The organism is Enterococcus sp. DIV0187 (assembly GCF_051713785.1).
Classification (GTDB): domain Bacteria; phylum Bacillota; class Bacilli; order Lactobacillales; family Enterococcaceae; genus Enterococcus_A; species Enterococcus_A avium.
Genome location: NZ_JBIOQO010000002.1, coordinates 813128 through 839679 on the forward strand (window position 1 = coordinate 813128; position 26552 = coordinate 839679).

A 26552-nucleotide genomic window follows, 5' to 3' on the forward strand; every position below is an offset into this window, starting at 1 on the left:
ATCAAGATTATTTCCATTCGGGGATTGAGGCAATCCTCAATCCCTGTTTCCCTTGTACCGGAAAGGAAGAAAACAATGGGAGAAAAGAAGAAAAAATTTAGTTTGATGAGTGCAATCTTATCCGTTATCTGTGTCGTGTTCGTGGCAGAGGCAGCGGCGCCGGTTGCGGCGATCGGAAATTCACAATTTTTTTGGTGGATATTCCTGTTAGCCGCGTTCCTTTTACCGTACGGTTTGATTTCTTCGGAATTAGGCACGACGTATATTGGTGATGGCGGGATTTATGACTGGGTGACCCAAGCCTTCGGACATCGCTGGGGTTCGCGGGTATCTTGGTATTATTGGATCAATTATCCATTGTGGCTGGCTTCGCTGGCAGTTGTATGTCCAGATTTATTAACGACGATCACAGGAATTGAATTTTCAACAATTCCAGCAATTTTAATTGAATTGGTCTTTATTTGGGTTATTGTTTGGATCAGCTTCTATCCAGTCGCTGACAGTGTATGGATTTTGAATGGCGCAGCTGTAATTAAGATGCTGTTGGCAATCTTGATTGGCGCATTAGGACTTTATACGTTTGCGACAAAAGGCGCAGCTAATGAGTTTACATTGTCGTCAATGCTGCCAAGTTTTGACCTGAACAGTTTGTCGTTTATCTCAGTTATCATTTTCAACCTATTAGGTTTCGAAGTTATTTGTACCTTTGCCGATGACATGGAAGATCCGAAGAAACAAATTCCACAATCAATCATCGCTGGTGGTTTGGTGATCGCTGCAATTTATATTTTCTCTGCATTCGGAATTGGTGTCGCAATTCCAACGGATCAAATCAGTACTGGCAGCGGGTTAATGGATAGCTTCAAGCTATTAACAGGTTCTACCGGGGGTTGGTTCATCATCGCGATGGCCTTTCTGTTCCTGCTGACTCTGTTTGGCAACATGATTTCTTGGTCATTAGGAGTAAACAATACGGCTTGTTACGCAGCTGAAAACGGCGATATGCCGAAAATTTTTGCTAAACGTGGCGGAAAAGACGAAATGCCGATTGGTGCTGCCATCATGAATGGAATTGTTGCTTCAGTAGTCGTAGTGATTGCGCCAATTTTGCCAAATCAAGATCTATTCTGGGCCTTCTTCTCATTGAACCTAGTAATGTTCTTGATGTCTTACGTACCTGTATTTCCTGCATTTTACAAATTACGTAAAATCGATCCAGATACACCGCGACCATTCAAGGTTGGCGGAAGCGACGCAGTCTTGAAAGTTTTGGTTGCGTTACCAATGATCATGATTGTCATTTCATTGATCTTTACAGCGTTACCGTTGCAATTTGATGCGGAAACATTGAGCCAACAACTACCGATTACGATCGGAGCTGTCGTCTTCACACTATTTGGTGAAGCGATTATATGGGTGAAAAAAATCAAAAAAGAGGGAGTAATTTATCATGGCGAAGAGAATCAAAAAGACAACACCGAAACAAGACGGGTTTAGAATGCCCGGCGAGTACGAACCACAAGAAAAGGTTTGGATGATTTGGCCTGAGCGTCCAGATAACTGGCGTGACGGTGGGAAGCCTGCGCAAGAAGCATTTACTGAAGTAGCCAAAGCCATCAGCAAATTTACACCGATGAATGTGGTGGTTTCGCAGCAACAATTCCAAAACTGTCGTCGTCAATTACCAGAAGATATCACTGTTTACGAAATGTCTAATAATGATGCCTGGATTCGTGACTGCGGACCAAGCTTCGTAATCAATGATAAGGGCGAATTGCGGGCAAATGACTGGGGCTTCAACGCTTGGGGCGGACTGGTTGACGGATTGTATTTTCCTTGGGATCAAGATGATTTAGTCGCTCAAAAAATCTGTGAAATCGAGCATGTCGATTCTTATCGGACAGATGATTTCATTTTAGAAGGCGGTTCTTTTCACGTTGACGGTGAAGGAACGGTTTTAGTAACTGAAATGTGCTTATTAAGTGAAGGACGCAATCCGCATATGAGCAAAGAAGAAATCGAACAAAAATTGTGCGATTACTTAAATTGTGAAAAAGTGCTTTGGTTAGGAGATGGCATTGATCCAGAAGAAACGAATGGACACGTGGATGATGTAGCTTGCTTCGTTCGCCCTGGTGAAGTAGCATGTATTTATACAGAAGATGAAAATAGTCCATTCTATGAAGCCGCTCAAGATGCTTATAAACGTTTAAGCGAAATGACGGATGCGAAAGGCCGCAAATTGAAGGTTCATAAAATCTGCTGTCCAATCGAAAACGTGACAATCGACGGCAACTTCAAGATTGATTATGTTGAAGGAACGATGCCGCGTGAGGATGGCGACATCTGTATCGCTTCTTACATGAACTTCTTAATTACCAATAACGGCGTAATCGTGCCGCAATATGGTGACAAGAATGATGCATTAGCTTTAGAACAATTAGAAATGATTTTCCCAGATAAAGAAGTTGTGGGTGTAAATACAGTAGAAATCGTCTACGGCGGCGGAAATATTCATTGTATTACGCAGCAACAACCACAAAGATAGGAGCCTGCCATGTCAAAAATCGTTATCGCATTAGGCGGAAACGCCTTAGGAAATTCCGCGAATGAGCAATTAACCAAAGCTGAATTAGCAGCGAAATCCATCGCTGATCTGATCACTGCGGGACACCATGTCGTGATCGCTCACGGCAATGGTCCCCAGGTTGGGAAAATCCGTTTAGCCTTTGAAGAAACCAGTCAAAAGCCAGAGGATACGATGCCGTTTCCAGAATGTACGGCCATGAGTCAAGGCTATATCGGCTATCATTTGCAACAAGCAATTGATGAAGAACTGGTTTCTCGCGGCTTAACAGATATTCCAGTTGTATCTATGCTGACGCAGGTGGTGGTTGACCCGAAAGATCCGGCATTTTCGAATCCAACCAAACCGATTGGTGGCTATTACAGCGAAGAAGAATCAAAAAAACTGATGGCTGAAACGGGCGATGTTTATGTTGAAGATGCTGGCCGCGGCTGGCGTCGGGTAGTACCATCACCAAAACCAGTAGATATCTACGAAAAAATCAGCCTACAAACCTTAGTCGACGCGGGGCAAGTCGTGATCGCTTGTGGTGGAGGAGGCATTCCAGTCATTTACGAAGGCACGCGCTATAAAGGCGTCGATGCCGTAATCGATAAGGATTTTGCCGCAGCGAAAATGGCTGCATTGATCGATGCTGATGTCTTCATTATTTTGACAGCTGTTGATCATGTCTTTGTCAACTTCGGCAAACCGGATCAAAAAGCTTTAGAAACAACTTCCGTGGCTGATATGAAACAATATATTAGCGAAGATCAATTCGCTCCAGGAAGTATGTTGCCAAAAGTAGAAGCTGCGATTGACTTCGCCGAATCAAAAGCCGGTCGACGTGCGATCATCGCTTCATTAGAAAAAGCTTCAGAAACACTGGATGGAAACAGCGGAACAACCGTGCAGATGTAAAATAAAAACCCATCTCTCTTTTTTCATAAAGAGAGATGGGCTTTTTGGACATTAAAGGAAGTATAACATTTTAAGAGGTCAAAGGATTGATACATCAATCTTTTGACCTCTTTTCATCTGGTCTTTTTCCTATTAAACTGGAGATATGAAACCCAATATTTTACACGCCATTTTCTTTGATGAATATCAAAACTGGGAGAAATTCAATCAAAGGTACACGAGAAGGATTCGATCCGTTGTGAAAAGAGAAGTGAAGAAGTTTCGCGATTGTGGTGACCTTAAAAAAGGTTATCGTCTATTTGTCTGTGAAGGATGCCATGATGTAAAGAAAGTGGCTTTTCGTTGTAAAGGGAAATTTTGTCCAACTTGTGCAACTGGGGAAAGTCAACGGTGGGCAGAGGTTGCGGCGAATGATCTGTTTACAGTGACGCATCGACACGTCATCTTCACGATCGATGAAGGTTTACGTGAGATTTTTCTGAAGGAGAAGTATCGTAAGGAGCTTTTAAAAGGATTAATGGATGAAGCTGCACGGATACTATTAGATTTTTTTAGAAAGCACCATATACAAGCTGGGGTTGTGGCAACACTCCACACCTTCGGTTCTCAGCTAGAATACAATCCGCATGTTCATTTAGTCGTCACCATGGGTGGACTGACGAGGGATGGAAAATGGAAGGACTATGACTATTTTCCGTTCGCAATGTTGAGGAAATATTGGCAGAATGCGGTCCTAAAGCTCATTCGAAGAACCTTATCCCAATGGGATAAGGCACGAGTCCAGCCGCTTTTACAAGCGGCGTACACGAAAAATGCAGAGGGTTTTTACGTGCATGCACCCAAAAGGAGCCGAACTTCTCTCAAAAAGATATTAGAATATATCAGTCGTTATATGAAACGTGGTCCCATTGCTTTAAATCGTATCCTTTTGTACGATGGGAAAATAGTGATGTTTCAGTATCATGATAAACGAACTAACACGGATAAGATAAAGACGATGTCGGCAGAGGAATTTATTGGTGCACTGATTCGTCATATTCCAGAGAACCAGTTCAAAACAATTCGTAGATACGGCATTTATAGTCGGCGGATCAAGACAATCATGAAAAAAGTATTAAGTAATTACCAGAAAGAGATTCAACGAATGCTTGTGAATGTGAAGAAAGCACTTAAACCAAAATCATGGTGTGAACGAATAGCCGAAGAATTCGGAGTAAATCCATTGGAATGTACTAGATGTGGCGAATATTATGAATTTAGTGGAGTTAGTGTGTCTAAAAATGGACGACTTGTAGTGAAATATGCGAAGAATAAAGAATCGGAACGATTCATGCGAGAGGAGAATAAAAAAATTGGGGAAGAAGCATCGAAACGTAAGTATGAAAAAGAAAAAGAAGCAGCTTTTAAAAAACTTCGATTCCAATGGAGTGGTTCATTACATTTGTCTTGAATGTGGGATAAAGGAAAAAATTCCAAAGGAAGTAGTTCAATTTTTGGATGCAGGAGATGTTGCATTTGATCCTGAGAACGCTCCGCAATTTGATTGCGAAAAATGTGGTGGAGAGATGTATCCAGAATACTATAAGAACGTACTTGGATACGAATTTAGAATCAGTGATCGACAATAAAATGATTTATCTAAACAAAAAGTCCTCAGGAGCGGTTTTCTCCTGAGGTTTTCTTAATATACAGTTTTACGATGTTTTTTAGTAGATTGTAGTTATAAGAGAAATTGTCATAAGACTTACAAACTTAAATAAAAGTATTCATTCTATGGTTATTCTGTAATCTTAGCTAATAAACTATCCACATCTCTTTTTATCAAACTTTGCATACTTCCTTTATACTGACTTAAATCCAAAGCTGTCAGCTTTTCCTGAATCATCGGGATTAATTCTGGCTTGGCCTCTGCTAAATAAATCAAATAAGGAATACATTGACGAACAATCGGTGCTTTGGGATCGTCTAGAACAACCAAAATTTCTGCGAGATGTGTCTCAATGACTTTTTGCGAATCCCAACGCGCATTAATCATAAAAAACTTAAAGGTTCGTCCACGTCCACAGGCTTTTTCAGCGGTCAGAGCAGGAAGGAACAATTCCAAATGTTCTGCGTAAAGCGGTTCAGATAGACACTGTTCTTCCAATTCTTTAAATTTGTTCAAGGCTTCTTTAGTGTCTTTAGCAGTCAAAAGCGCTAATATCGTTTCCATAAAAAAATCCTTTCTAGAGTAAAACAGTCGTCAATGCGACGACTGTTTTTTAATCCTCATCTTTTTCTTTTTCCTGCAACTGTTTTTTCAGATCATTGATTCGTTTATCGAGGTCTTTGCTTTGATTTTTTGTATCATCGATTTGATCTTTTACCGAATTTACTGCTGAATTCCGGGCTTCTTTTTCACGGGCGTACTCGACTTCCTTATTGCGATAAACATTTGTATATTGATCAGACAGCGTTCCGCCGGAGGGTTCGACTTGTTGAACCAAAGCGTATACCTGCTGTGCGTATTGGTCGAAGGTTTGCCAGTTGTCTTGTGTATCTGTCACAATAAGCTCGAACTGACTTAAGGTATTAATCCGTTCAGAGATCAATTGATTACTGAAGGTGGAAGCTTCTTCTACCATCGGTGTATTCAATTTCGCTGTTGTCAATTCATTGGCTTTTTGTTTTGCCAAGGTGTCGATATTGGCTGTTGCCGCCTGCAAGGCATTTTGACGGGCTGCCAGTACTTGTTTTGTTTGACTGGAGCGTGTAACTAATTGGTTGCCGACTTTTTGTACGGAAGAAGGCATCTGAAAATCAACATCTTTTTTGCCGTTATTTAAGAGATCCATCGTTTGCTTGAAGATTTCTTTGGTCGCCTGTCCGACACTGGCATTGTCTTGCGGTTGCGGTGTGTCGTCGCCGGTCCAGACCGCAACGGTATAGTGCGGAGTCGCTCCGACAGTCCATAAGTCTTTTGCTTCGTCAGTCGTACCGGTTTTGACTGCCCAAAATTGATTATGTGCTAGGGTCAAGCCTGCCGCTGTTCCATCCGCATTCTCATGAACGGCTTTCATCGTATCAATCGTTAAATAAGCTGCGTCATCGCTGTAAATCTTTTGCTGTGCAATATCATTTTGGGAGAAAATCTCCTGACCATTGTCTTTCCGTTTAATGGTTTGAATATTTAATGGGGCACGATAATTTCCTTGATTTACTAATGTTGCGATCCCACTAGCCATTTCTTGAGTAGTGGCTCCGTAGGTCATCCCGCCGACCGCAATAATCGGATTGTCATCTGCCACGTCAAGACCGGTAAATTGCATTTGTGCCAAAGGCTGATAGACGGCTTCCTTGAGTTCATTGCGATTTTCGTCTGCTAGTTTATACGCGACAACGTTTGAGGAAATCGCTAAGGCATTTCTCAGTGTCAGATTCCCTTTAGAACTATTATAAACATTATTTGGGTACGTATTATTTGGCCGATCATCTGAAACGACACTGGTTTCTAGCAAGCCACGCTCATATGCAGGGGCGTAGGAAACTAGGGGTTTGATCGCCGAGCCAGGCTGACGATAGGAAAGAAAGGCACGATTATAATGATTTCCTTCCTCACCGCGACCACCGATACTAGCAACAACATCGCCTGTTTGATTGTCAATAACAGTCATGGCAGCCTGCTTGGTATAGAAATTATTGTCGCCGCTACGATCTTGCCAAGCATTCATCACATTGCTGACAATCCCTTGCAGCTGATCGTGTAAGCCAGTATCGATATTGGTACTGATTTGATAGCCGCCTGAGAGAATCCGTTGATATACCTTATTATAAGCAGAGCTGTATTCCTCGTTATAACGATCTTCTTCTTCTTTTGAGTCAAACTGGTATTGGAAACGGAAATCCTGCTGTCCCATCAAAATTTTAGTTGCAGAATCAACTGCTAAGGCAACTTCGTTATTGTCTAATTGATTGTTAAGTGCATTACTGTGAATTTTAGCTTCAAAATCATCTGTAACAGCTTTATCATATTGGTCCTTTGTGATGTAGCCCTGCTGATTCATTTCTTTTAAGATCAATTTGGCTCTTTTCAATGCATTTTTCTTATTGTCAGTAGGATCAAATATACCTGGATTATTTGTAATTCCTACTAATACAGCTTTTTCCAACAGACTGGTGTCATTGATTGATTTACCAAAATAAACCTTTGCTGCCGCATTGATTCCATAAGCGCCATGTCCGAAATAAACGTTATTCAAATAATATTCTAAAATCTGATGTTTGGTAAATTTCTTTTCTAATGATTGTGCCATCACCATTTCTTCAATTTTACGAGAGATTGAGACTTCGGGCGTTAGATAGATATTTTTCACCAATTGCTGAGTGATAGTAGATGCTCCGCGGATTCCGCGCCCTGTCGCAGCATTTATCGCAATGGTCAATAGCCCTTGCGTGTCTACTCCGTGATGCTCATAAAATCGCTTATCTTCAATAGCGATCAGCGCCTGGGAGACTAATGGGTCCATCTTGTCATAAGTCAGGTAATCCCGTTCTTGCGTTTTTAGTTCCTTGATAACTTGACCATTCTTATCTAAGACGGTTGTTGGATGGTACTGCTTAAAGTCGCTCTCTTGAATAGAGGCTGCATGCTCTTCACCCGCATCAATGGCGGCAGTTACTTCTTTGCCGTATTTTTGAAAGAAGAAGATGGTGCCTGCCACCACCATAAGCAGCATGACGGCCAGAATACTAAGTGAAATCTTAGTGGATTTCGCTAGTTTTCCTCGAGGGGACTTTTTTCGCACTCGTGGTGTTTTCATTTCTTTTTTTCGTTGATGTCGTTCTTGTCTGTTTGCCATATTTGCCTATCCTTATTTCAGTTATTGTATTTATTTTTTCTCTCGGAAAAAAATAAGTTTTATGTTCATGCCAAATACCATTCTGCTAGTTATACTTAGTGTTATTTAGTTAATTCATAATCGAATTTACGAATCAGTAAAAGCAGAGCTGGCATCCTGATAAAATCATTTCTTCTAGTGTAATAGAAAATGACGAGAATAACTATGATAATCATATTTTTCCAAGAAAAATTTAGATTATTTCATAAAAATAGGCTGATATTCACTGGAAATACTTGACGCTTGCTTAATTTGTCGCCACAATAAGGAGGAGATGAGGTGACCTATGAATACATCAAAAAAATGGTTGATCTTTTGGGGCGTACTGGCTGCGCTGTTTGTCGGTACCTTCGGCGTCATATTAAGCGGGAATTTTCCGCAATTTACGATTCCTTTCAGTGTTTTTGCTAGTGACGATAAGGGCAAGAAGAAGGAGGAGTTGCCGAAGTTAAAGGTATTGGCATTAAGGGATGTCAATGACCAAACATTATTAGATGAACAAATTGAAAAAGTTGATGCGCTAAATAAAGCATTTGCACAGGACAATAATAGCTTTTCCAGCTCTCAAACGATGGCTGACACAATTGAAAAAATCTATGGACCCGCGAAGGATGGAAAGAATATTTTTAATCTCTATCGAAAAATCTATCCGATGGTGAGTTCGCAAGAAAATGGTTTTGTAAGTATCAGTCTGATTGGTTTTGGGCAGCGTCTGATTGACGATGAGCCAATGTCGACCCAGCGACAAATTTGGAGCTTTACCGATACAAATGGAACGCGCCATGATTATACCGTAAGTCTGCGCTTTAATGGGAACGAGTTAGCAGAACTTTCAGCCGAGGACGGCGGTGAGGTGAAATCAGTTATTACTAAAGATGATACCTATCTTGATAAATCTGCTGATTTCGAGACAGCTTGGACGGAAGTTGTTCGCCGTGGAACGGATACACAATTGTATCGAGAAATGAAGAAAGCTGGAATGGACAGCAACCAAACAGAATTTAAAGCACTAGAAAAAAGTATCGAATTGACGGACCCAAGTGGATTTTTCGAACTATTCAAGGACACTAAAGGGGATCTTGCACATGCATACCTATCTGGTTTCTATCATACAAATACACCGACGGATGGACAATCTGATTACTATTTCCGCGTACCGACATCTGAAAAAGAGGTTGCAGAATTTGTCGTGGTTTATGATCGTTTGCAGCAAAAAATTGTCTCGATTAACCGTCAGTAGAAAAGTTATCACAAATTCATTTTTACAAAATAATAATCGTAAGGGAGCTGTGACAAACGTCTTGTCACAGCTTCTTTTTTCCGCACAAATACTGTTCAAAAATAGCTTTTTAAAAAATAAGCCGAAATTTCACAAAAATTTGAAAAACAACGAGTAGGAACCATTTTTTAGTGGATAAACTCCTTGAGTATCAACAAGATTTCAGGTTTTAAGAGATCTGCTTTACAATTGAATTGTTGAAAATATTATAAAATATATGGTATATAGCGAAAATTTTTTATCATAATTCAAAGATTATTTTTGAATTTTGACGGAATATAGATATTTATCACAAATATTGTTATATTCTAACCAACAGGAATAACCCAAAGATTCACAATCTTAGAGGCGGAGAAAATTGAGAGAGCAAATCCTGTTATCGAGCATACCATTTTGGTGTGAGAACTTGATGGGGGGTGGTACATGGGATTTTACTTCTGTTTTTGGCCAAAAACAATCTCCGAAAAATAAATAGACTACTATCTTTCAAGGTAGTAGTCTAAATCGTTAGGGTAAGGTTATTTGTTGTGCATTTTTTGCGCTTGGGTAAGAGCAGAAAAGGAGAGGGAAATGAAAAGAAAAGGATTGATGAAAAAGTTAAAAGGGATCATATCGTTGGTGACGCTTTTGATCATGACGGTATCTTCGTTAGGGGTACCGGCTCAAGTGTTTGCGGCAGATAGTAAGGTTCCTGCAAATTTAACAGCTAAACATGATGATACGCAAAAATGGACAGTGATTCAATTTGACAAAGTAGATAATGCCGAAAGCTACAATATTTATCGTTCAGAATCACAAGATGGGGAATTTAAACGTGTCCAAACATTAAAGAGCGACAAAACATTTACAGCTGATAATTATATGGATTTAAAGACTAGCGGTACACTTAAGGCTGATTATCTTTATTACTATAAAGTTTCAGCTGTTGTGGATGGTAAGGAACAAGTTGCGACTGCTCCGATCGCCAATCAAGAGGTTGTAACACAATCAAGTGAATCGAAAATGGAAGAAGAGGCACCAACAGCGGCTACCACTGAAGAGACAGCACAAGAATCTTCTGATGTCCAAGCTTATGGAGCAGCAAAACATAACACAGGTTGTGACGGTAAGCATAGTGGGCGCACGTGCAACAACAATGCGGGGAAACATGATGAGTATTGTGACAAAAACCATAGTAAATATCGTAAGTGTAATTCCAACAATTGGAAGCATGACGAGGACTGTGATAAAAAGCACAGCGGAAAAAACTGCAATAAAAATAATTGCAAGCATGACGAATATTGCGATAAAAATCACAATGGTGGAAGTTGTAATGACAATAAATGGTGCCATAAACCAACCTGCGATGAAAAGCACAGTGGGCATAACTGCAATAACAATTGGAAACACCATGAAGATTGCGATAAGAAACATAGCGGAAAAGATTGTAATCAAAACAACTACAAAGAAAAATGGGATGCAGTTAAGAATGTTTGTGTGACGGAAACTCAACATCACTGGTTAAAGCTTAGCTGGGAATCAAAAGGCAGCAATGCTGAATATAAAATCTTCCGTGCAACGAAGAAATGCAACGATTACCAATCCGGTGATTTTAAAGAAATTGCTACAGTAACAGGAAAAACCACGTATAACGATATCAAGTTGAACCATAACCAAACATATTGCTACAAAGTAATGGTGAAACGTCCGAAAGCTTGTCCATACACGATCGAAACTGTTAACAGCTCAAACATCGGCAAATTTACTGTTTGCGCGACTACATTGAATCCAAACATTAAAGCAGCCGCTGTTTCTGACAAAGCGATCAAAGTAACCTGGACAAATACCAAGAGTGATAATGCTTCAACACGTTACGCAACAGGCTATACATTGTATCGCAGCACAACGAACAATATTAACAATGCGACCGCGATCAATGTTGCTGGCAAACAAGATGGTTCTGAAATGACTTATACAGACAATGGATTGAACCAATGCACGACGTACTATTACTGGGTAAAAGCAAATTACGGTCAATGGAGTAGCTGGGTTAGCCCACAATGGGGACCAAGCTGTGCGACAACACTTAAGAAAAAAGAAATTGGCACCGGATTAAACGGCTGTATCAAGAATGTTTTGAAATGCGGCTGCATTCCAACTCGCTACTACGGTGCGCAAATTTTCTTAGGTACTCAAAATCCAAATTCATTAGACTATACGAAAGTTCTTGTTTATCGTAGAGCAGCCGGCTGCGGATATAGCACAGCGTACAAGATAATTGATGTTCGCTATGCGAAATATATGAATGGCGCTTTTGGAAAAGGATACTATCTCGACTACTCGTTGAGTCAAGTTTGCCTATCACGAGGCACTTACTACTTCGCAATTCAAGCAGTTGGTTCTGATTGCGGGAAAGATATCACCGGACCAATGAAAGAAATTGGTTGTGTGACTGTAAGATGGTAAGCTGACGAGACGTTGGTCAAATTAGGGTTGGGGGTTAAAAAGTGTTTTAAAAAAGAAAGAAACCCGTTTTTGATTCGTTTTCTAAATAGCAAGATCGTCCAAAAAAAGTGTTAGGAGAGGGGTCTCCTAACACTTTTTAATGTATTTTAATCGATAAGGATCGCTTCATGTCCTGTATAGGGTAAGAATTTTTCAAACAAATCCGCGGTTTTCAGCTTCATATAATTTGTGATTGACCCAGAGCTGCAGGCATACCATTCACGTTCAGAAACAGATTTATCAAAGACCAATTGGATTTCATGGTCAGGGTCCTCCAATAAGCCAAAAATTGTCGCAGCACCCGGAATAACGCCTAAGCGTTCTTTTAGCAGGTCGGCTGAAGCAAAGGAAACACGGGGAATCTCCAATTTTTTACCAAACTCTTTGGTGACAAATTTGAAATTGGCTGGTGTGATGTACAAATAAAATTTCGTCTTCTTTTGATTACATAAGAAAATTGTTTTGACAACTTCAACACCCAGACGTTTATCAATATCGATACAATCTTCCATGATAAGTGCCTCTCCAGTAGCTACTTGATAAAAAGGCATCTCTAACTTTGTCAGTATTTCGTACGTTTTTTCTTCTAATTCAGAACCAAATTCTTTCGGCGGGGTAGTAGACATTTCACTAACGTAAACCATAACGGCCTCCTTTTTGCTTGTGATAAATGTTACAATACCCTTTTTTTAGTGAATACTCAAGCTATAATGATTATTTTGCTGTATTTTCTAACTCTTTTTTTACAAGTACTTCCAAGACATTTTCAATAGCATTAAAATCAGTTCCGCAAAGATTTGCTCGGATAATCACATATTTCTTATTCTCTAATTGAAGGTCCTTACAACCTGGAGATGTACCAATAATCAGCTGAGCCTCGTTTGGATCTTCAACGAATTTCAGATGGTAACGATTTTTGAAATGCAAATTGATTTTTTCTTGGATAAAAACACTGAAAAGTTCATTATGTTCAGAAAATGCATAAACCGAAATTTCAGGTAAACAATTTTCAAATGAATAGAGCGTCACACAAGTTAAAAATGAAAATATCCGTAATTGACGATGTGCAAATCCGGGGGAGGCTTCAGTGAAATCCTCCCAGAAGGCATCAAATCGACGATAATAATAAGGACACTGTGTTTGCAAATTGTCTAAGGCAAAATTGTTTTTTAAGTGTTCGAGCATTTGATCGTTTAAGCGGAAAAAAATCAACGAAGCGTAATGCTGTTTTAGCTTACGCGCAATTACTTTTTGTTCGCGAGTGCTTAATGGACGAAAATGACGTGAAAAATTGGTAGTCCAATGAGTAATCACTTGAGTGAAAAAGGATTCATCGACAGTGTTTTTTGGCTGTAGTTCAAAATTATTCAATTGAGAGCTATAAATCGCATAAAGGAAAAACTTCCATTCATGCGTATTCCAAGTTTTTAAGAAAGACGGCTTTTTTGGGTATTTGAATTGATTAAGCCAGTCATTTTCGATTTCATTAAACGAAAGTGTTCCTTTTTTACTTAAGGATTGATTCGTGATTAACAACCAAAAACAGATCATTTCTGAATTGGCTGGATTATTTGTGAGCTTTAAGTATTCTTCAATTTGTCTTGCTAATTGAAGATAGCTTTTAGTATTGAGCCATTCAATTTGAGTGAATTGATAATAAAGACCTCTGACAAAAATGTAGTAGAAGCGACGGATATCAACTTCACGTCCTTTTAAGCTGATTTTAGTCGAGCAGGAGATATAGAGATCATAATCAGTAAGCTCTTGATTGATCTCCTTAATTTTTCGTCGCAATTTTGATTCGCTGATGTTTTTCTCCATACAGAACTGAATAGCGGATATTTTCCGTCTTGCTAGGACTGCCCGGATAATTTCACAGGCGAGATCATGCTGGTACAAATAGCTTATCAATGATTGGAGGTTGGTTGAGGTCCGATCCAATTGGATACCGCGACCATTATCCATGCGAAGTCTTAATGAATAGTCTTTATCGATATAGAGATCTTCGATTATCGATTGCAATTCTTTGCAATTTACTCGGATCGTGCCGAGACTAGCATGACCGATTATTTCTTGTAATTCTTTCATAGAGATCGGCGTTTGCAAAGCATCCAACGTTTCAATGATCTGAATTTTCAACAATGTATTTCTATCCATTCCAAGCATGAACTATCCTCCTATTCTTATTTGATAAAAATTAACCTCGTTGTTTTATATGATAAATTAAAATATCACTTAATACAAATAATAAATTAATAAACGGTGAAAAATAAAGCTTTTTCTCTGAATTTTTTTTAAAAATCCTCCATTTAAAATAACCTTGATTATTTTTTAACGATAGAAATCATGAATGGAGTTTTTATGTAAATGTTTAGAAAGCTGAGAATCAGGCTTTAGCAAAGTACTCTCCGAAACTTGTGAAAACATGCAAAAATAGCAGCCATAAGACGATCATTTCTTGTAAATAAATGAGTTTTGTTAGTAATTTTTTATGAAAGCTGTCGTTTCCGCTTTCATTCTAAGGTATAATAAATCTAAAAGGAGTCGGCAATGAGAATCTCAGAAATGAAAAATATTGGTGTGGTAAATGAAGAGAAGTTAGCTCAGGTAGGGATTGTTGAACCAGACCAGCTGCGAAAATTGGGTACAGAGGCAGCTTTTTTAAAGATCCGACATCTAGTAGATGATGGCGCTTGTCTGCATCTCTTGTATGGATTGGAAGGAGCGATCCAAGATATTCCTAAAAGAGAGTTAAGTGAGCGAAGAAAAGCTGAGTTACGTGATTTTTTCAAACAGCTAAATTAGATTTGATTGAGCAGGCTTGCTGAATATTCTTTTTCACGTTACACTACAGACAAAAAAGGAAGTGACCTTTTGTATCTGATTGCATTAGTCGTCTTCATCATTTTAGTTGGCGTATATAATGTTTTTCTTAGTCTTTCACGACGAAGAAAAAAGACGATAACGCCATTAATGGTGAATATCCAGGTAACGTTAAATATCGTATTAGTAGTCGCAGGCTTAATCTACTTGATTTTTGGATAAGAAAAAGAGGAAGACGGCTGTCATTCCTCTTTTTTATGGTGTTTGTCAGGGACATATTATTTAACGAGCAGAAACGATTTGTGCGCCAAATGGCATCAAAGCTAGTTGAGCAAGTTTCAATGATTGAGCGGCAAAAGGAATACCGACAATCGTAATACATAAAAATAGGGCGCTGACTAGATGTCCCAAAGCCAAAGGAACACCTGAAACGATCAACCAAATAATATTGACGATAAAGTTTACTCCAGTCGTTTGGTAAACGATGTCTTTACCAAACGGAGCAAAGCTTAAACTAGCAAATTTGAAGCATTGTAAACCAATTGGGATACCGATGATCGTGATGCACCATAAGATGCCGGCGAGACACCAAGTCAAACCGCCGATCAGTCCACCAAAGATGAACCAGATAATATTTCCTAAGCAAGACATATTTTTTCCCTCCATTTACCAATAGTGTATCATGATTTCAAAAATCTACCTCCAACTTAGGATGGAAATTCGAGAGAAATAGAAGATAAAATCAAATGGCACTAGAAAAGTCATTAGTCGATTTTTAGAAAGGAAATGAACATGTTAGAAAAATTTGAAATACTTTCTGTTGATCAGAAAACAGCAGTGCAAGGCTACCATTGGACCTGTGAGAAGCCGTGGGCGGTACTTCAGCTGACACACGGAATGGCAGAGCATTTAATGCGTTATGAAGTCTTAGCAAAATACTTAAATGAGCGAAACATCGCGGTGATTGGACATGATCATCTTGGTCACGGGGCATCTGTTTCTGCTCCAAAAGGACTTCAGGGCTATTTTCATGATGAAAAGATCAAACATGGATTGGTTCAGGACTTGTATCAGGTAACTCAGTGGGGGAAAAAGCAGTATTCGGGTATTCCTTTTTTTCTTCTAGGACATAGTATGGGTTCATTCGTTGTAAGAAATTATCTATATGAATACGGTGAGGCGATCAATGGGGCAATTCTCGTAGGAACGGGTCAGCAGCCAGCTTGGCTGGCCCGTTTTGGCCAACGTTCAGCAAAACTATTAAGTAAAATTCAAGGAGAACAGCACCCAAGCAAACTAATTGATCAATTAGCTTTCGGCAATATGAATCGAAAGATTGTCAATAAGCGGACGGATAAGGATTGGCTGTCCAGCCTTTCGGAAGAGGTAGATGCTTACTTGGCTGATCCGAAGTGTGGATTCTTATTTACCTTGAGCGCTTATCACGAATTATTTTCATTGATTATTCGTTCGCAGGAGCCTGAGTTGCTGCAACGGGTGCCGAAAAATCTTCCATTATTGTTCTTATCTGGAAAAGAAGATCCTGTCGGAGAATACGGTAAAGGCGTGATGAAAGCAGCAAAGACTTATCAAGCAGCTGGTGTGAAGCAGGTGACGGTCAAGCTTTATGAAAATGCCCGCCACGAACTGCTAAATGAAGCTCAAAAACTTACAGTTTTTCATGATATTTGCAAATGGATGGAAAAAAATTCTGGAAAATGATATTATTGTAAAAATTTTAGGTAATTGAGGGATTCTATGAAAGCAGAATTTTTGATTGATTATTGCCATCAAGGTGACTGGCAGCCGCAGGGTGGTTTGCGGCAATCACCGATCGACATCCAAACATCTTTGATCCAAGACAATGATGAGACCCTTGCAACTATACAAGTAAATTTTTCAGATAAGTCTGCAACATTTTTTAATAATGGACAAAATCTGCAACTATTGGGAGTGGGTGAAGCGACATTCAATAAGCGCTTATTTCATTTTGTCCAAATGCACTTTCATGCTGATTCCGAGCACCGTATAAATGGAAAAAGTTTTCCGTTGGAAGGCCACTTTCTTTTCCAGTCTCCTAGTGGAGAGGTGGCAGTTATCGGAGTCTTCTATCAGGCTGGAGAATACAATTCTGATTTTGAAAGCATCTTGAACCAGTATGACCAGCAAAAAGGAGAGGGAACTTTTTCTGTTGACGAATTGATTCCCGAAAATAAAAGCTATTATCATTACATTGGCTCTTTAACGACTCCGCCGTTGACTGAAGGCGTAGAATGGTACGTCATGAAGAATGTATTAGAAGTATCCGCTGAACAGCTTCAGCGCTTCATCGATATTCACGGACGAAATAATCGAGAATGTCAGCTGATCAATGAACGTAAAGTATTCAGCTATAACGAATAAAGTCGCTACCAAATTGGTAACGACTTCTTTCGTATGCATATTTTTAAGCTAGATACTCCTTTAAAACAAAGGCAACGCCGGAATCTTGATTTGACTTGGTCAGCTTATCTGCGACTTTTTTTACGGCAGGAGCCGCATTTTCCATCGCGATACTATTTCCGCTGATTTCCAACATTTCTAGATCATTTTCTTGATCACCAAAGGCAATAACCTCTGAGAGCTCCATGGATAAATAATTCGTTAAAAATTTCAGAGCCGCACCTTTATTAACCCCATCAGCCATCACTTCTAACCAATACTTATCAGAGTAAGAACTATTGATCTGTTTCATTTCTAATTGCGAGCGTAGTTTGACCAATTTACTCGTGTCACTATCTGTAAAGGCCAATTTGAAATAGCTGATCGCCTCTTTATCGATTTGTTCCCACAAATCTTCTGCTTTTGATTCCTTTAAGTTAAATTGTGCGTAATAGGGACTGTTGACTTCATTTTTATCCTGTGCAAATGAAATGCGATCATCTTGCGTCGCACGACTAGCGACGACGGTCACACCAGATTTCATGGCAAGAGAGAGGGCTGTTTTTACAGTTTCTGGAATAATTGTATAATTTTTCAATACCTCTTTAATTTCTCCCTGTTCAATTCGTGCTACATACGCACCATTAGAAGCTAAAGTGTAGCCGCTCAAATTTAATTGTGCAAATACTTCCTTGGCAGACTGAATCGATCGGCCTGTAGCCAAGGCGACTGTTCCCCCTTGCTGATCGAATTTTTTTAATGCCCAGGCATTTTCTTCAGGGACATGTCCTTCTTTGTTTAGTAAGGTGCCATCAAGATCTACTGCTACCAATTTCATCTATATCCGTCCTTTTTTAATCATTTAACTTAAGAGTAGACTAATTTTCTGAAAATGAACAATTAAACGCTCAGGAGTTCTCAATTGATTAATAAAAACAATAATTATAATAAAATCTTTATAAAAAATTAATAATTAGAAAATTAGGCTAAATACTAGGGTTTTAAGTGACTTTTTGAATAAATGATAGGGGTATCAAAGCATAAATTTTGCTTAATCCATCTAATAGGTCTAATCTGAATTTTGTAAACAATGTTATTAATAGAACAAAATATTAGATAGGAGTGAAGATTTTATGTTCTCGAAAATCGAGGAAATTCCCGTGGTCACAGCTGCTGATGAAAATTATGCTCCTTATCTGAGTGTAATGATTTCAACCTTACTCGAAAATACTTCAAGAAAAACACCCATTCGTTTCTTTGTTATTGATGATGAATTATCCGTTTCTAGTAAAGAAAAATTGATTCAAACAGTACACAAGTTTTCTGATATAGCTGTTATTCAATTTGTGAAGGTGGATGAAAAAGTCTACGAAGATTTCTTGGTAAGCGACCATATTACAACTACCGCTTATTTTAGAATCTCCATGCCAAAGCTTTTGGCGAAAAAAAATTATCGAAAAATTCTATATATTGATTCAGATACCTTCGTCCTTGATGATGTACAAAAGCTTTATGAACAAAGTTTAGAAGGAAAAACAATCGGCGCGATTATTGATCCTGGTCAAACGGAAGCATTAGAACGTTTAGGGATTGACTCAGACGATTATTACTTCAATTCTGGTGTAATGGTGATTGATGTTGATCAATGGAACCAACAGCAGATCACTGAAAAGACCATTGACTATTTAAAAAATCATGGAGATAAAATCATTTACCATGACCAAGATGCTTTGAATGCTGTTTTATATGAAAATTGGCATCCATTCCATCCTCGCTGGAATATGCAAAGCTCGCTGATTTTTGATAAGCATCCAGCACCAACACTGGAATATAAGCAAGCTTATGAAGCAGGACGAAAAAATCCAGCGGTCGTTCATTTTACTGGGCATGATAAACCTTGGAACACCTTGGAGGGTCATCCTTATCAAGACGAGTATATGGATTACTTGAACAAAAGTATTTTTATGAAGACGGTGAATGTAAAATGAAAAATAACAAAATAACAATCGTATCAAGCTGCAATGATGCCTTTGCGGAGCATGTATCGGCACTTTTCGTTTCAGTTTTAGAAAATACAGATCGTTCAACGAAGCTTTTTGATTTTTATGTGATCGACGATGAGATTAGTATTGCTAATAAACGCTTGATGCGTGAAACACTCAAAGAATATGATGCAATGCTGCACTTTTTGACCATCGATAAAAAATACTTTTCAGATGCGGTGGAAAGTGAACGGATTCCGGAAACTGCCTATTATCGAATTGCTATTCCAGAATTATTCAGCGACCAAGACCTTGAGCGAATTCTCTACTTAGATTGCGATATGATCGCTTTAGGTGATATCTCAGAACTTTGGGAGATTGATTTGTCTGATTATACATTGGCTGCGGTGGAAGATGCAGGATTTCATCATCGCTTAGAAAAAATGGACATTGCTTGCAGCTCAACGAAGTATTTTAATTCAGGCTTTATGCTGATCAATATGGAAAAATGGCTTACTGGCAATGTGACGAAGCGAGTAATGCAGTTTATCCATGATAATCCTGAAAAACTAAAATTTCATGACCAAGACGCCCTGAATGCAATCTTGCATGACCAATGGCTGCAGCTTCATCCAAAATGGAATGCTCAGAGTTATATCATGAAGCGTGAGGTGGAGCATCCAGATCCTGAAGGTGAAAAGGAATATTTCGAGACCCGCAGAGATCCTAAAATTATTCATTATTCAGGACATGTGAAACCCTGGAGCCCAGAGTTTACCTCATCATTGAAGAAATACTACGAAGAATACGAAGAGTTGACTGCTTTCACTGACGAAGAAGAAGTTTCTGTAGCAAAAGCATCCTCAACTAGGAAACTTGGTTAATGCGATGAACTGCACAAACGAAATCAAAGGAGGGAAAATCACGATGGTAAACGTATTTAAAAATACTTGGGATCGTCCCAAAAATCATTCTCGATACCATAAATCAAACAAAAAGAATGCAGCAAAAAAAGACAGCGCGGTTCGATCCTTGCTCTTTAAAATCCTATCCGTGTTCGTCATTGGTTTTCTTACTAAGAAAATCAAGGAACGAAAAAAATAACCAATAAGTATAACCTGAAGGCCATAAGAGATTTTCATTTCTCTTAAGGCTTTTTTGTTTATTCCCGTGATTTTGCGGGTCGATTAGCTCCGCCATAATATGATGGAGCTGTTCCTTTTGGAAATCATCGTTCTGTTAAGCAACAATTCTAAAATAGTTCAACTCAATAAGTCGAAAAAAGACTGAAAATAGCTCTTTTTACGGAGTATTTTCAGTCTTTTAAAATTGTAATGTGATTTCTGTATTAATGATTCGTTTGATACCTAACCAATGAAGTTCTAAAGAAGCTTTCTGCGATGTAATATTTGTTTTGTGCTAAAACTTTTCCATTTGTTGCATATAAATCTTCAGTCATTAAAACTAGCTTTTCGTTCTCTGCGAAATTTCGTCTAAAACTATCAGGTTTTCTGGAAGAGATACTAATGGTTAGCTTTGAATTAGCCACTTCACGATAAATATCTTTTTCTAGAAATTGAATGATTTGATTTTTGTTATCCAGATCCAAATTAAATCTTTCGATTGTTTCAGGTAATAGAATTGAAAAAATATTTGCTATGTTCGAGTTATCAATTTTATACCAGACATTCAATGTGTAGTAGGAGATATCTTTAACTTCAAACAATTTATCAGTAAAAACACTACTGGGATTTTTAAAATAATACGCGTCTTTCTCTGAAATTTGCTCAATTGGTATCGTCAAGCTATCTAACACTGGACAACCTAACGTACGGATACCTTGATCATTTTTTTGTTTATCAGAAAAATTAACAAAATGACCTTGTCCGTGAATACTACTAATTACACCATCCTCTTTTAATAGAGATAAAGCGGTTCTTAAGGTCACACGACTTACATTGAAATCATTGGTTAACTTTTCCTCTGAAGGCAATTTTGAACCAGGTGCAAACTGTGACCGCTTGATCATTGACAAAATTTGGTTATAAACTTGAACATACTTTGGCGTACGATGCATCTCCATCACCATTCCTCATAAATAAATATAATTGCATTGTATCATAATCTTTATTTACAGTTACTGATTGGATAGACATATTCAATAAAAGTACCGAATTGTTCACGTCCAGCCATTTCATATTTTCTACAAGGAATAAAATTCAAACTTGTTACTAAATTTTTGATAGGGATATTTGAAGTATTCGTACTAATTTTTATTTGTGTTATTTCGCTCTCGTTTTCTTCTTTTTGGAGAATATCTTTCAAAATAAACCGTGCCAATCCATTTCTTTGATGAGAGGAGCTTACTACTAAACGTTGAATAAACGTAGTGTCGGCAACTCTAGAAATGGTAACACAAGCATCAAAATGTTCTCCGTAAATCCATAATTGCTGATGCTCAATATCCTGAAGGATTACATTCCTATTAGGGTAGGAGTCATCCCATTGCGTAATACCAGCAACAGTCATTTGTCTTTTTCCATCATTAATGAGTGCTAGGATATTCTGATAATCACTAAATTGAGCGATTCTTTTACTATAGGACATTTACCTATTGAAATAAAATAAGCGATAACACTAAGGATAGAACGACCCCGAAAATCATCGGAACTGAGGTTCTTCGGACGATTTGCATAGGTGAAAGTTTCGTTGTTCCTGCAGCAATCAGGATAACAGCTGCAACTGGTGAAACTGCTCGTAGCAGGTTACCCGAAAGTTGCATTGGAATAGATAAAGCAACGGGATCAATTCCAGCAGCCTTAGAAAGTGGGATCATTAACGGAATCATTGCGAATAAGAGGGCTGTTCCACTACCGCTTAATAAGACAATCACTGCTGTAAAGGCAACCATGATAACTGGTAACAGGATTCCAGCACCGCTGATATTCTCCATGGCCTTTTGGACAAGTTCGATGATACCAATTGAGGTGAGGCCTTGAACAAAGACTTGCGCTGCCACTAACAGTGCAACGATACTCATAACACCACCCATACCTTCAAAGAAGAAGCTAGTTTCTTTTAAGACAGAATTTACAGAACGATGCGTAGTAAATTCAACTAACACGGCAATCATAAAGCTGATTAAACTGACAACCTGTACGCTGATGTTTAAAGAGGTCCCCAAAAGAATATTTGCTACAAATACGAAGAGTAACAAAATAATCGGTAATAACGGTAAGGTACCGTATATAAATGCTTTAGCACCAGAATAGGTTGATGTAATCGTCATGTTTGTTTCTGGAGAACCATTTGCTGCAAGTTCTTCTTCATAAGTCAATATTTCTTTTTCTTTGATGTCTTCATGCTTTTGCCAAAAATAATGAACAACAGCAATTGCTAATAAGGTAGGAATTGAAACAATAGCATGACTCCTAAAAACATAGTCTGTAACGTTTACATTTAATAACGAAGCGATTGCAACATTATCAGAACCTAGTGGTGTTGGTACGATCGTTGCAGAGGTACCGATTATCGCTGCAGCACTCAAACGTGACATACCCGCTGTTCGTAAAACAGGGTATAGCGTCGCTAATAGAATTATTGCCAAATTTGAGGCACTGGGTATAACCAAGGATAGTAAATTTCCAATCAAAAAAACAATTGGGATTAAAATATAAATTGATTTGATTTTCGAAATAGGTTTCGTCAGCGCTTGAACGGTTACTTTATTTGCGCCGATGTGATTCATGTAGGCACTGTAGCCCCCTAAAATTAGAATGACAAAACCAGGACCGACTAAAGTATTTGTAAACTGGTCGACAATTACTTGAAAAGGATCAAGTAAAAGAGCCCCAGTAGTCTCGCTAATTTCTAGTTTTCTTCCCATCAATAAAGCAACGTACATCAAAATTACACCTAAGATCAGTAAGGTCATTTTTATATCATTTTTCTTTAGAAGCATATACACTAAAATACCAACTGCCAATATGCCGACAACACAAGTTAATAAAACATCCATATTATATCAACCACACTTTCATTTTATAGTTTTAGCAATAGAATGAATAAACCACTCTTCAAATTGCTTTGGATCAACGCTGATTGCTACTTCAGCATTAGCAGGTAATTTTAAGTAACCTTTTAAATCAATTAAGGAAGCACCAGCAGTCAAAGGACTGGTAGTTTCTATTTCGATTCTAGTTGAAACGATTTCAAACATTTTTGGATTTAGGATCAGACCTACTGCTAGAGCATCATACATACTTAATCCAGTCGCAAAACTTCCTCCACGATATTTTGAGAATAATTGATAGAACATATCGCCAATTTTCCCAAGCTGTTTGATCTTTTCAGAGATTTCAGGCATTACTTTTGCTTGCCTTCCGACTTCCATTGGTGCTACTTGGATAGGAAGACCGCTGTCAAAAACAATTTTTGCTGCTTCTGGGTCTGCAGCAAAATTGAACTCCGATAATACACCGTAATTTCCTCTTCCTAAACTACCGCCCATTACTACGATTTGTTCTATTCTCTCAAGATCTTGCGGATATAGATGGATAAATAGGGCAATATCAGTCAATGGACCAATTCCAATTAAGGTGGTCTTGTTTTCTTCTTGATTAATAATTTTGTGCATAGCTGCAACCGCAGTTAGAGAATGATCCGCAAAAACTGTTGGTTCGGGAAAAGAGTACCCATCCATACCTGATTTTCCGTGAACATTACTGGCATTAATGGATTTTCTCAAAAGAGGTTGTTGGCTACCTAATACAACTTGAGGTTCTTTTTTATACAACGTAAGCAATTTTTCGGTATTCGCTTTTGTGTTTTCCAAACTAACATTTCCAAAAATTGGACAAATCAACTTTACATCCAATTCTTCACTGAATAGCGCTAAAGCAATGGCTACTGCGTCATCAATTCCCGGATCTGTACTGATAATTACTGGTTTTTTATTCATATCATGCTCTCTTTCTTAATGTAGTGAAACGTTTCCAAAAAGAATAATACAACATAGTATCTTTTAAGTCAATGTTGTATTAAAAAGAATTTGTTTTAAATTTAAAGAGAACGGTAGCTCTCTGGAAATGAGTAAAGGAAAACACTTTTGATTTTCATGAATAACAATATCCGATTGATGAAATTAAAGATTGTTGTTAAATAAGCCTTTGGGCGGATGGCAGGCATTGTGATTTCATGTATAGTGAGAAGTAGGAACGAACTATTTATGAAAGGAAGAATGACCATGATACTTGTATGGGGCTTAATGATCGTTTTAGCGATAGTTATTATTTATCTGATTATCCCAGGTGGTCCTGCTTGGAAGAAGTATCTTGCGGATGTCGCGTCTTCTTTTCAACAGGAAAACGATATCTCTTTGCAGCCATCGGTCATTACCGAAGAAGCTATCGCTGAGTTGCCACAGCTGCTAAGGAAATATTTAAAAAAGAATGGCTATGTTAATCAACCAATGATGCGCAATATGTATATTCAATTTAAAAATACGAAGTTTCGGATGGAGGCGGGGAAAAAAACGATTCCGATCGATTTTTGTCAGGTGAACTTTGTTGATCGACCAGACCGCTATGCTTTTTTAACGGCGGCTTGCCGGTTCATGTGAGAGACAGTGTTCAGGATGGCAAGGGATCAATGATCGGCGTGCTGGCGAAACATTTTCAATTGTTTCATTCCACTGGTCCAGAAATGGATCAAAGCCAATTGATCACGGCACTGGCTGATGCGGTTTTCATGCCGAGTTTATTTTTACAGGAGTACATAAGCTGGAGAACGATTGATTATCAGACGATTGAAGGAACAATCAGCTGGAATGGCGTTAGCGCTACAGGGCGATTTACCTTTGATGATTCGGGAGATATTGTTCGTTTTGACACGGATGAGCGGTATATGGACGAAAACGGCAAGGGAACCTCCTTAGTTCCTTGGTTTGTTCTATACGAAAACTATCAGAGTGATGAAAAGTATCGCCGGCCAGGCTGTGTCAGTGTAAACTGGCAGCTATCTCAAGGTATAGACAACTATTTTGTTAGTGATCGCATTAAAGTACAGTATTCGATTGAGGCATCAGAGATTCATAAAGAAAGGGCGTCAAAGATTTTGCCAAGCAGAATCTCTTGATTAGATTAAGAGGAAACAAATAGGAGTGCTCCGATATTTTTCGCAAATATCAGAGCACTCCTATTTTTAATTATATAAAGCAGCAATCTCTTTGATTCTGCGCTTCATTTCAGCGCGGACTTGCGGCGGCTCGAGGCATTCGCAGTTATTTCCAAAACTAAAAAGAATATTATAGTAGTAATCATTTTCAACAAAAGGGAAATCTACGATGTAGTGACTATCCCCATCAGGTTTAAAATTTTCGAACGTGCAATAATCCAGCACCATATCCATAACCGAGCGGTGAATGCGAATTTTGATCGTGGTTTGTACCGTATCTAAATAATCTGCAAAATCTAGCTGCGGTTTTTGATACTCCCGTGGGACAAAGTGTTCCTCTTTCATTTGCAACTTGGTCATACGATTAACTTTGAACAGACGAAAATCATTTCTAGCCAAACAATATCCCTGCACATACCATTGACTATTTTTTAGAACAAGCTGATAAGGCTCAATCGTCCTCTCAGAGCTTCTGCCATGTTGATTTGAATAATTAAAAGCGAGCAGCCGGTTTTCCTGTAATGCGACTTTGATTGTTTCGACGTAGTGCTGAATGCTCCGATTTCCTATCCATGGACTTAAATCAACGTTGAACTGATCGATCTTTGATTCAATATCCTTCGCTCGATCAGCAGGAATAAAACTTTTGACCTTTGCAAGAGCGCTTGCTAGTTCTTTTCCCTGCAACATGTTGGAGAATCCCGAAAGGCTTGTCAAAATGGTGGAGAGATCGGTAGAGGAGAAGACTTTTTTATCCATTTTGTAATTTTCCATAATCTCAAAGCCGCCGCCTACTCCGGATGTTGAACGGATGGGAATTCCTGCCATGTTAAGAGTATCAATGTCGCGGTAGATCGTTCGCGGAGAAACTTCGAATTTTTCCGCCAGCTCTTTAGCGCTGATTCGCTTTTTATCTAGCAAGAGCATCGTAATGCTTAGTAATCTATCCACCTTCAAGGATTTTACCTCTTTTCAAAATTTTCTTATTGTTAGTTTAGATTGTTGCCATATAGTTGTCAACAATT

General features: G+C 38.6%; 25 protein-coding genes and 1 pseudogene. 15 read left to right on the forward strand and 11 right to left on the reverse strand.

All coding sequences use genetic code 11. The features are described 5' to 3' along the window. The first annotated feature begins 75 nt into the window (after positions 1–75). From IGI52_RS23930 to IGI52_RS23950, 5 genes are all read left to right on the forward strand, one after another. Positions 76–1497, forward strand: coding sequence for an APC family permease (locus tag IGI52_RS23930; protein WP_016178770.1), 1422 nt, complete (start codon positions 76–78; stop codon positions 1495–1497). Next, positions 1451–2548: an agmatine deiminase gene (gene aguA, locus IGI52_RS23935; RefSeq protein ID WP_438782568.1), complete on the forward strand. Its 1098-nt coding sequence runs from the start codon at positions 1451–1453 to the stop codon at positions 2546–2548. Before IGI52_RS23930 ends, aguA begins: the two co-directional genes overlap by 47 nt. Positions 2549–2557: 9 nt before the next feature. Beyond that, the gene (arcC, locus tag IGI52_RS23940; protein WP_048722649.1) at positions 2558–3487 is read left to right on the forward strand and encodes a carbamate kinase; all 930 of its coding nucleotides are present in this window, start codon (positions 2558–2560) and stop codon (positions 3485–3487) included. A 145-nt stretch (positions 3488–3632) separates the two neighbouring features. Next, positions 3633–4937 carry an IS91 family transposase gene (locus IGI52_RS23945; protein WP_438781589.1) on the forward strand — a complete coding sequence of 435 codons (1305 nt, stop codon included), beginning with the start codon at positions 3633–3635 and terminating at the stop codon, positions 4935–4937. A 43-nt stretch (positions 4938–4980) separates the two neighbouring features. Further along, entirely contained in the window at positions 4981–5115 is a 135-nt protein-coding gene (locus IGI52_RS23950; protein ID WP_002302374.1) for a hypothetical protein, read from the forward strand. Between the two features lie 149 nt (positions 5116–5264). On the opposite strand, the gene IGI52_RS23955 is transcribed toward IGI52_RS23950, so the two are convergent. Together IGI52_RS23955 and IGI52_RS23960 are read right to left on the reverse strand one after the other, a co-directional pair. Then, complete coding sequence (locus IGI52_RS23955) at positions 5265–5699, reverse strand: hypothetical protein (RefSeq protein WP_438782569.1); 435 nt, start codon at positions 5697–5699, stop codon at positions 5265–5267. 49 nt (positions 5700–5748) lie between these two features. After that, positions 5749–8325 carry a transglycosylase domain-containing protein gene (locus IGI52_RS23960; protein WP_438782570.1) on the reverse strand — a complete coding sequence of 859 codons (2577 nt, stop codon included), beginning with the start codon at positions 8323–8325 and terminating at the stop codon, positions 5749–5751. 325 nt (positions 8326–8650) lie between these two features. Between IGI52_RS23960 and IGI52_RS23965 the strand changes: the two genes are divergently transcribed. Together IGI52_RS23965 and IGI52_RS23970 are read left to right on the forward strand one after the other, a co-directional pair. Continuing rightward, positions 8651–9604, forward strand: a complete 954-nt coding sequence (locus IGI52_RS23965) for a hypothetical protein (protein ID WP_438782571.1) — start codon at positions 8651–8653, stop codon at positions 9602–9604. A gap of 609 nt (positions 9605–10213) precedes the next feature. Next, positions 10214–12088: a hypothetical protein gene (locus IGI52_RS23970; RefSeq protein ID WP_438782572.1), complete on the forward strand. Its 1875-nt coding sequence runs from the start codon at positions 10214–10216 to the stop codon at positions 12086–12088. A 146-nt stretch (positions 12089–12234) separates the two neighbouring features. On the opposite strand, the gene IGI52_RS23975 is transcribed toward IGI52_RS23970, so the two are convergent. Next, complete coding sequence (locus IGI52_RS23975; protein ID WP_438782573.1) at positions 12235–12771, reverse strand: YbaK/EbsC family protein; 537 nt, start codon at positions 12769–12771, stop codon at positions 12235–12237. Positions 12772–12841: 70 nt separating this feature from the next. Continuing rightward, the gene (locus IGI52_RS23980; RefSeq protein WP_438782574.1) at positions 12842–14293 is read right to left on the reverse strand and encodes a helix-turn-helix domain-containing protein; all 1452 of its coding nucleotides are present in this window, start codon (positions 14291–14293) and stop codon (positions 12842–12844) included. 384 nt (positions 14294–14677) lie between these two features. On the opposite strand from IGI52_RS23980, the gene IGI52_RS23985 reads away from it, so the two are divergent. Both IGI52_RS23985 and IGI52_RS23990 read left to right on the forward strand, forming a co-directional pair. Then, complete coding sequence (locus tag IGI52_RS23985; protein ID WP_048719243.1) at positions 14678–14932, forward strand: TfoX/Sxy family DNA transformation protein; 255 nt, start codon at positions 14678–14680, stop codon at positions 14930–14932. A 69-nt stretch (positions 14933–15001) separates the two neighbouring features. Then, positions 15002–15172: a hypothetical protein gene (locus IGI52_RS23990; RefSeq protein WP_164872487.1), complete on the forward strand. Its 171-nt coding sequence runs from the start codon at positions 15002–15004 to the stop codon at positions 15170–15172. A gap of 60 nt (positions 15173–15232) precedes the next feature. Here the strand turns inward: IGI52_RS23990 and IGI52_RS23995 are convergent, their stop codons facing one another. Then, complete coding sequence (locus IGI52_RS23995) at positions 15233–15601, reverse strand: YccF domain-containing protein (RefSeq protein WP_438782575.1); 369 nt, start codon at positions 15599–15601, stop codon at positions 15233–15235. Positions 15602–15742: 141 nt separating this feature from the next. Between IGI52_RS23995 and IGI52_RS24000 the strand changes: the two genes are divergently transcribed. Together IGI52_RS24000 and IGI52_RS24005 are read left to right on the forward strand one after the other, a co-directional pair. Beyond that, the gene (locus IGI52_RS24000; protein WP_438782576.1) at positions 15743–16672 is read left to right on the forward strand and encodes an alpha/beta fold hydrolase; all 930 of its coding nucleotides are present in this window, start codon (positions 15743–15745) and stop codon (positions 16670–16672) included. 36 nt (positions 16673–16708) lie between these two features. Further along, the gene (locus IGI52_RS24005) at positions 16709–17353 is read left to right on the forward strand and encodes a carbonic anhydrase family protein (RefSeq protein WP_438782577.1); all 645 of its coding nucleotides are present in this window, start codon (positions 16709–16711) and stop codon (positions 17351–17353) included. Between the two features lie 43 nt (positions 17354–17396). On the opposite strand, the gene IGI52_RS24010 is transcribed toward IGI52_RS24005, so the two are convergent. Next, entirely contained in the window at positions 17397–18209 is an 813-nt protein-coding gene (locus IGI52_RS24010) for a Cof-type HAD-IIB family hydrolase (protein WP_016178757.1), read from the reverse strand. A gap of 295 nt (positions 18210–18504) precedes the next feature. On the opposite strand from IGI52_RS24010, the gene IGI52_RS24015 reads away from it, so the two are divergent. The 3 genes from IGI52_RS24015 to IGI52_RS24025 are packed head-to-tail and all read left to right on the forward strand — an operon-like array spanning position 18505 to position 20457. Next, a complete protein-coding gene (locus IGI52_RS24015; RefSeq protein WP_438782578.1) occupies positions 18505–19359 on the forward strand; it encodes a glycosyltransferase family 8 protein in 855 nt (284 codons plus the stop codon). After that, positions 19356–20237 carry a glycosyltransferase family 8 protein gene (locus tag IGI52_RS24020; RefSeq protein WP_438782579.1) on the forward strand — a complete coding sequence of 294 codons (882 nt, stop codon included), beginning with the start codon at positions 19356–19358 and terminating at the stop codon, positions 20235–20237. Before IGI52_RS24015 ends, IGI52_RS24020 begins: the two co-directional genes overlap by 4 nt. 43 nt (positions 20238–20280) lie before the next feature. Further along, positions 20281–20457, forward strand: a complete 177-nt coding sequence (locus IGI52_RS24025; protein WP_016178754.1) for a hypothetical protein — start codon at positions 20281–20283, stop codon at positions 20455–20457. 244 nt (positions 20458–20701) lie between these two features. Here IGI52_RS24025 and IGI52_RS24030 read toward each other — a convergent pair whose 3' ends face one another. The 4 genes from IGI52_RS24030 to IGI52_RS24045 form a co-directional block, all read right to left on the reverse strand. Next, positions 20702–21430, reverse strand: a complete 729-nt coding sequence (locus IGI52_RS24030; protein WP_438782699.1) for a winged helix-turn-helix domain-containing protein — start codon at positions 21428–21430, stop codon at positions 20702–20704. Between the two features lie 50 nt (positions 21431–21480). Beyond that, on the reverse strand, positions 21481–21882 hold the full coding sequence (locus IGI52_RS24035) for a GNAT family N-acetyltransferase (protein WP_438782580.1): 402 nt from the start codon (positions 21880–21882) through the stop codon (positions 21481–21483). An 82-nt stretch (positions 21883–21964) separates the two neighbouring features. Further along, on the reverse strand, positions 21965–23371 hold the full coding sequence (gene dcuC / locus IGI52_RS24040) for a C4-dicarboxylate transporter DcuC (RefSeq protein ID WP_289866635.1): 1407 nt from the start codon (positions 23369–23371) through the stop codon (positions 21965–21967). 18 nt (positions 23372–23389) lie between these two features. Beyond that, positions 23390–24313 carry a nucleoside hydrolase gene (locus IGI52_RS24045; protein WP_016178751.1) on the reverse strand — a complete coding sequence of 308 codons (924 nt, stop codon included), beginning with the start codon at positions 24311–24313 and terminating at the stop codon, positions 23390–23392. Positions 24314–24619: 306 nt separating this feature from the next. On the opposite strand from IGI52_RS24045, the pseudogene IGI52_RS24050 reads away from it, so the two are divergent. Next, a pseudogene (locus IGI52_RS24050) lies at positions 24620–25488 on the forward strand (DUF6544 family protein). A gap of 66 nt (positions 25489–25554) precedes the next feature. Here IGI52_RS24050 and IGI52_RS24055 read toward each other — a convergent pair. Then, positions 25555–26484: a helix-turn-helix transcriptional regulator gene (locus tag IGI52_RS24055; RefSeq protein ID WP_438782581.1), complete on the reverse strand. Its 930-nt coding sequence runs from the start codon at positions 26482–26484 to the stop codon at positions 25555–25557. Between the last annotated feature and the right edge of the window lie 68 nt (positions 26485–26552).

Excerpts from the sequence above, each read along its gene's own strand:
- IGI52_RS23930 (WP_016178770.1), top strand. The coding sequence starts at position 76 with ATGGGAGAAAAGAAGAAAAAATTTAGTTTGATGAGTGCAATCTTATCC.
- aguA (WP_438782568.1), top strand. The coding sequence starts at position 1,451 with ATGGCGAAGAGAATCAAAAAGACAACACCGAAACAAGACGGGTTTAGA.
- arcC (WP_048722649.1), top strand. The coding sequence starts at position 2,558 with ATGTCAAAAATCGTTATCGCATTAGGCGGAAACGCCTTAGGAAATTCC.
- IGI52_RS23945 (WP_438781589.1), top strand. The coding sequence starts at position 3,633 with ATGAAACCCAATATTTTACACGCCATTTTCTTTGATGAATATCAAAAC.
- IGI52_RS23955 (WP_438782569.1), bottom strand. The coding sequence starts at position 5,699 with ATGGAAACGATATTAGCGCTTTTGACTGCTAAAGACACTAAAGAAGCC.
- IGI52_RS23960 (WP_438782570.1), bottom strand. The coding sequence starts at position 8,325 with ATGGCAAACAGACAAGAACGACATCAACGAAAAAAAGAAATGAAAACA.
- IGI52_RS23965 (WP_438782571.1), top strand. The coding sequence starts at position 8,651 with ATGAATACATCAAAAAAATGGTTGATCTTTTGGGGCGTACTGGCTGCG.
- IGI52_RS23970 (WP_438782572.1), top strand. The coding sequence starts at position 10,214 with ATGAAAAGAAAAGGATTGATGAAAAAGTTAAAAGGGATCATATCGTTG.
- IGI52_RS23975 (WP_438782573.1), bottom strand. The coding sequence starts at position 12,771 with ATGGTTTACGTTAGTGAAATGTCTACTACCCCGCCGAAAGAATTTGGT.
- IGI52_RS23980 (WP_438782574.1), bottom strand. The coding sequence starts at position 14,293 with ATGCTTGGAATGGATAGAAATACATTGTTGAAAATTCAGATCATTGAA.
- IGI52_RS23985 (WP_048719243.1), top strand. The coding sequence starts at position 14,678 with ATGAGAATCTCAGAAATGAAAAATATTGGTGTGGTAAATGAAGAGAAG.
- IGI52_RS23995 (WP_438782575.1), bottom strand. The coding sequence starts at position 15,601 with ATGTCTTGCTTAGGAAATATTATCTGGTTCATCTTTGGTGGACTGATC.
- IGI52_RS24000 (WP_438782576.1), top strand. The coding sequence starts at position 15,743 with ATGTTAGAAAAATTTGAAATACTTTCTGTTGATCAGAAAACAGCAGTG.
- IGI52_RS24005 (WP_438782577.1), top strand. The coding sequence starts at position 16,709 with ATGAAAGCAGAATTTTTGATTGATTATTGCCATCAAGGTGACTGGCAG.
- IGI52_RS24010 (WP_016178757.1), bottom strand. The coding sequence starts at position 18,209 with ATGAAATTGGTAGCAGTAGATCTTGATGGCACCTTACTAAACAAAGAA.
- IGI52_RS24015 (WP_438782578.1), top strand. The coding sequence starts at position 18,505 with ATGTTCTCGAAAATCGAGGAAATTCCCGTGGTCACAGCTGCTGATGAA.
- IGI52_RS24020 (WP_438782579.1), top strand. The coding sequence starts at position 19,356 with ATGAAAAATAACAAAATAACAATCGTATCAAGCTGCAATGATGCCTTT.
- IGI52_RS24025 (WP_016178754.1), top strand. The coding sequence starts at position 20,281 with ATGGTAAACGTATTTAAAAATACTTGGGATCGTCCCAAAAATCATTCT.
- IGI52_RS24030 (WP_438782699.1), bottom strand. The coding sequence starts at position 21,430 with ATGCATCGTACGCCAAAGTATGTTCAAGTTTATAACCAAATTTTGTCA.
- IGI52_RS24035 (WP_438782580.1), bottom strand. The coding sequence starts at position 21,882 with ATGACTGTTGCTGGTATTACGCAATGGGATGACTCCTACCCTAATAGG.
- dcuC (WP_289866635.1), bottom strand. The coding sequence starts at position 23,371 with ATGGATGTTTTATTAACTTGTGTTGTCGGCATATTGGCAGTTGGTATT.
- IGI52_RS24045 (WP_016178751.1), bottom strand. The coding sequence starts at position 24,313 with ATGAATAAAAAACCAGTAATTATCAGTACAGATCCGGGAATTGATGAC.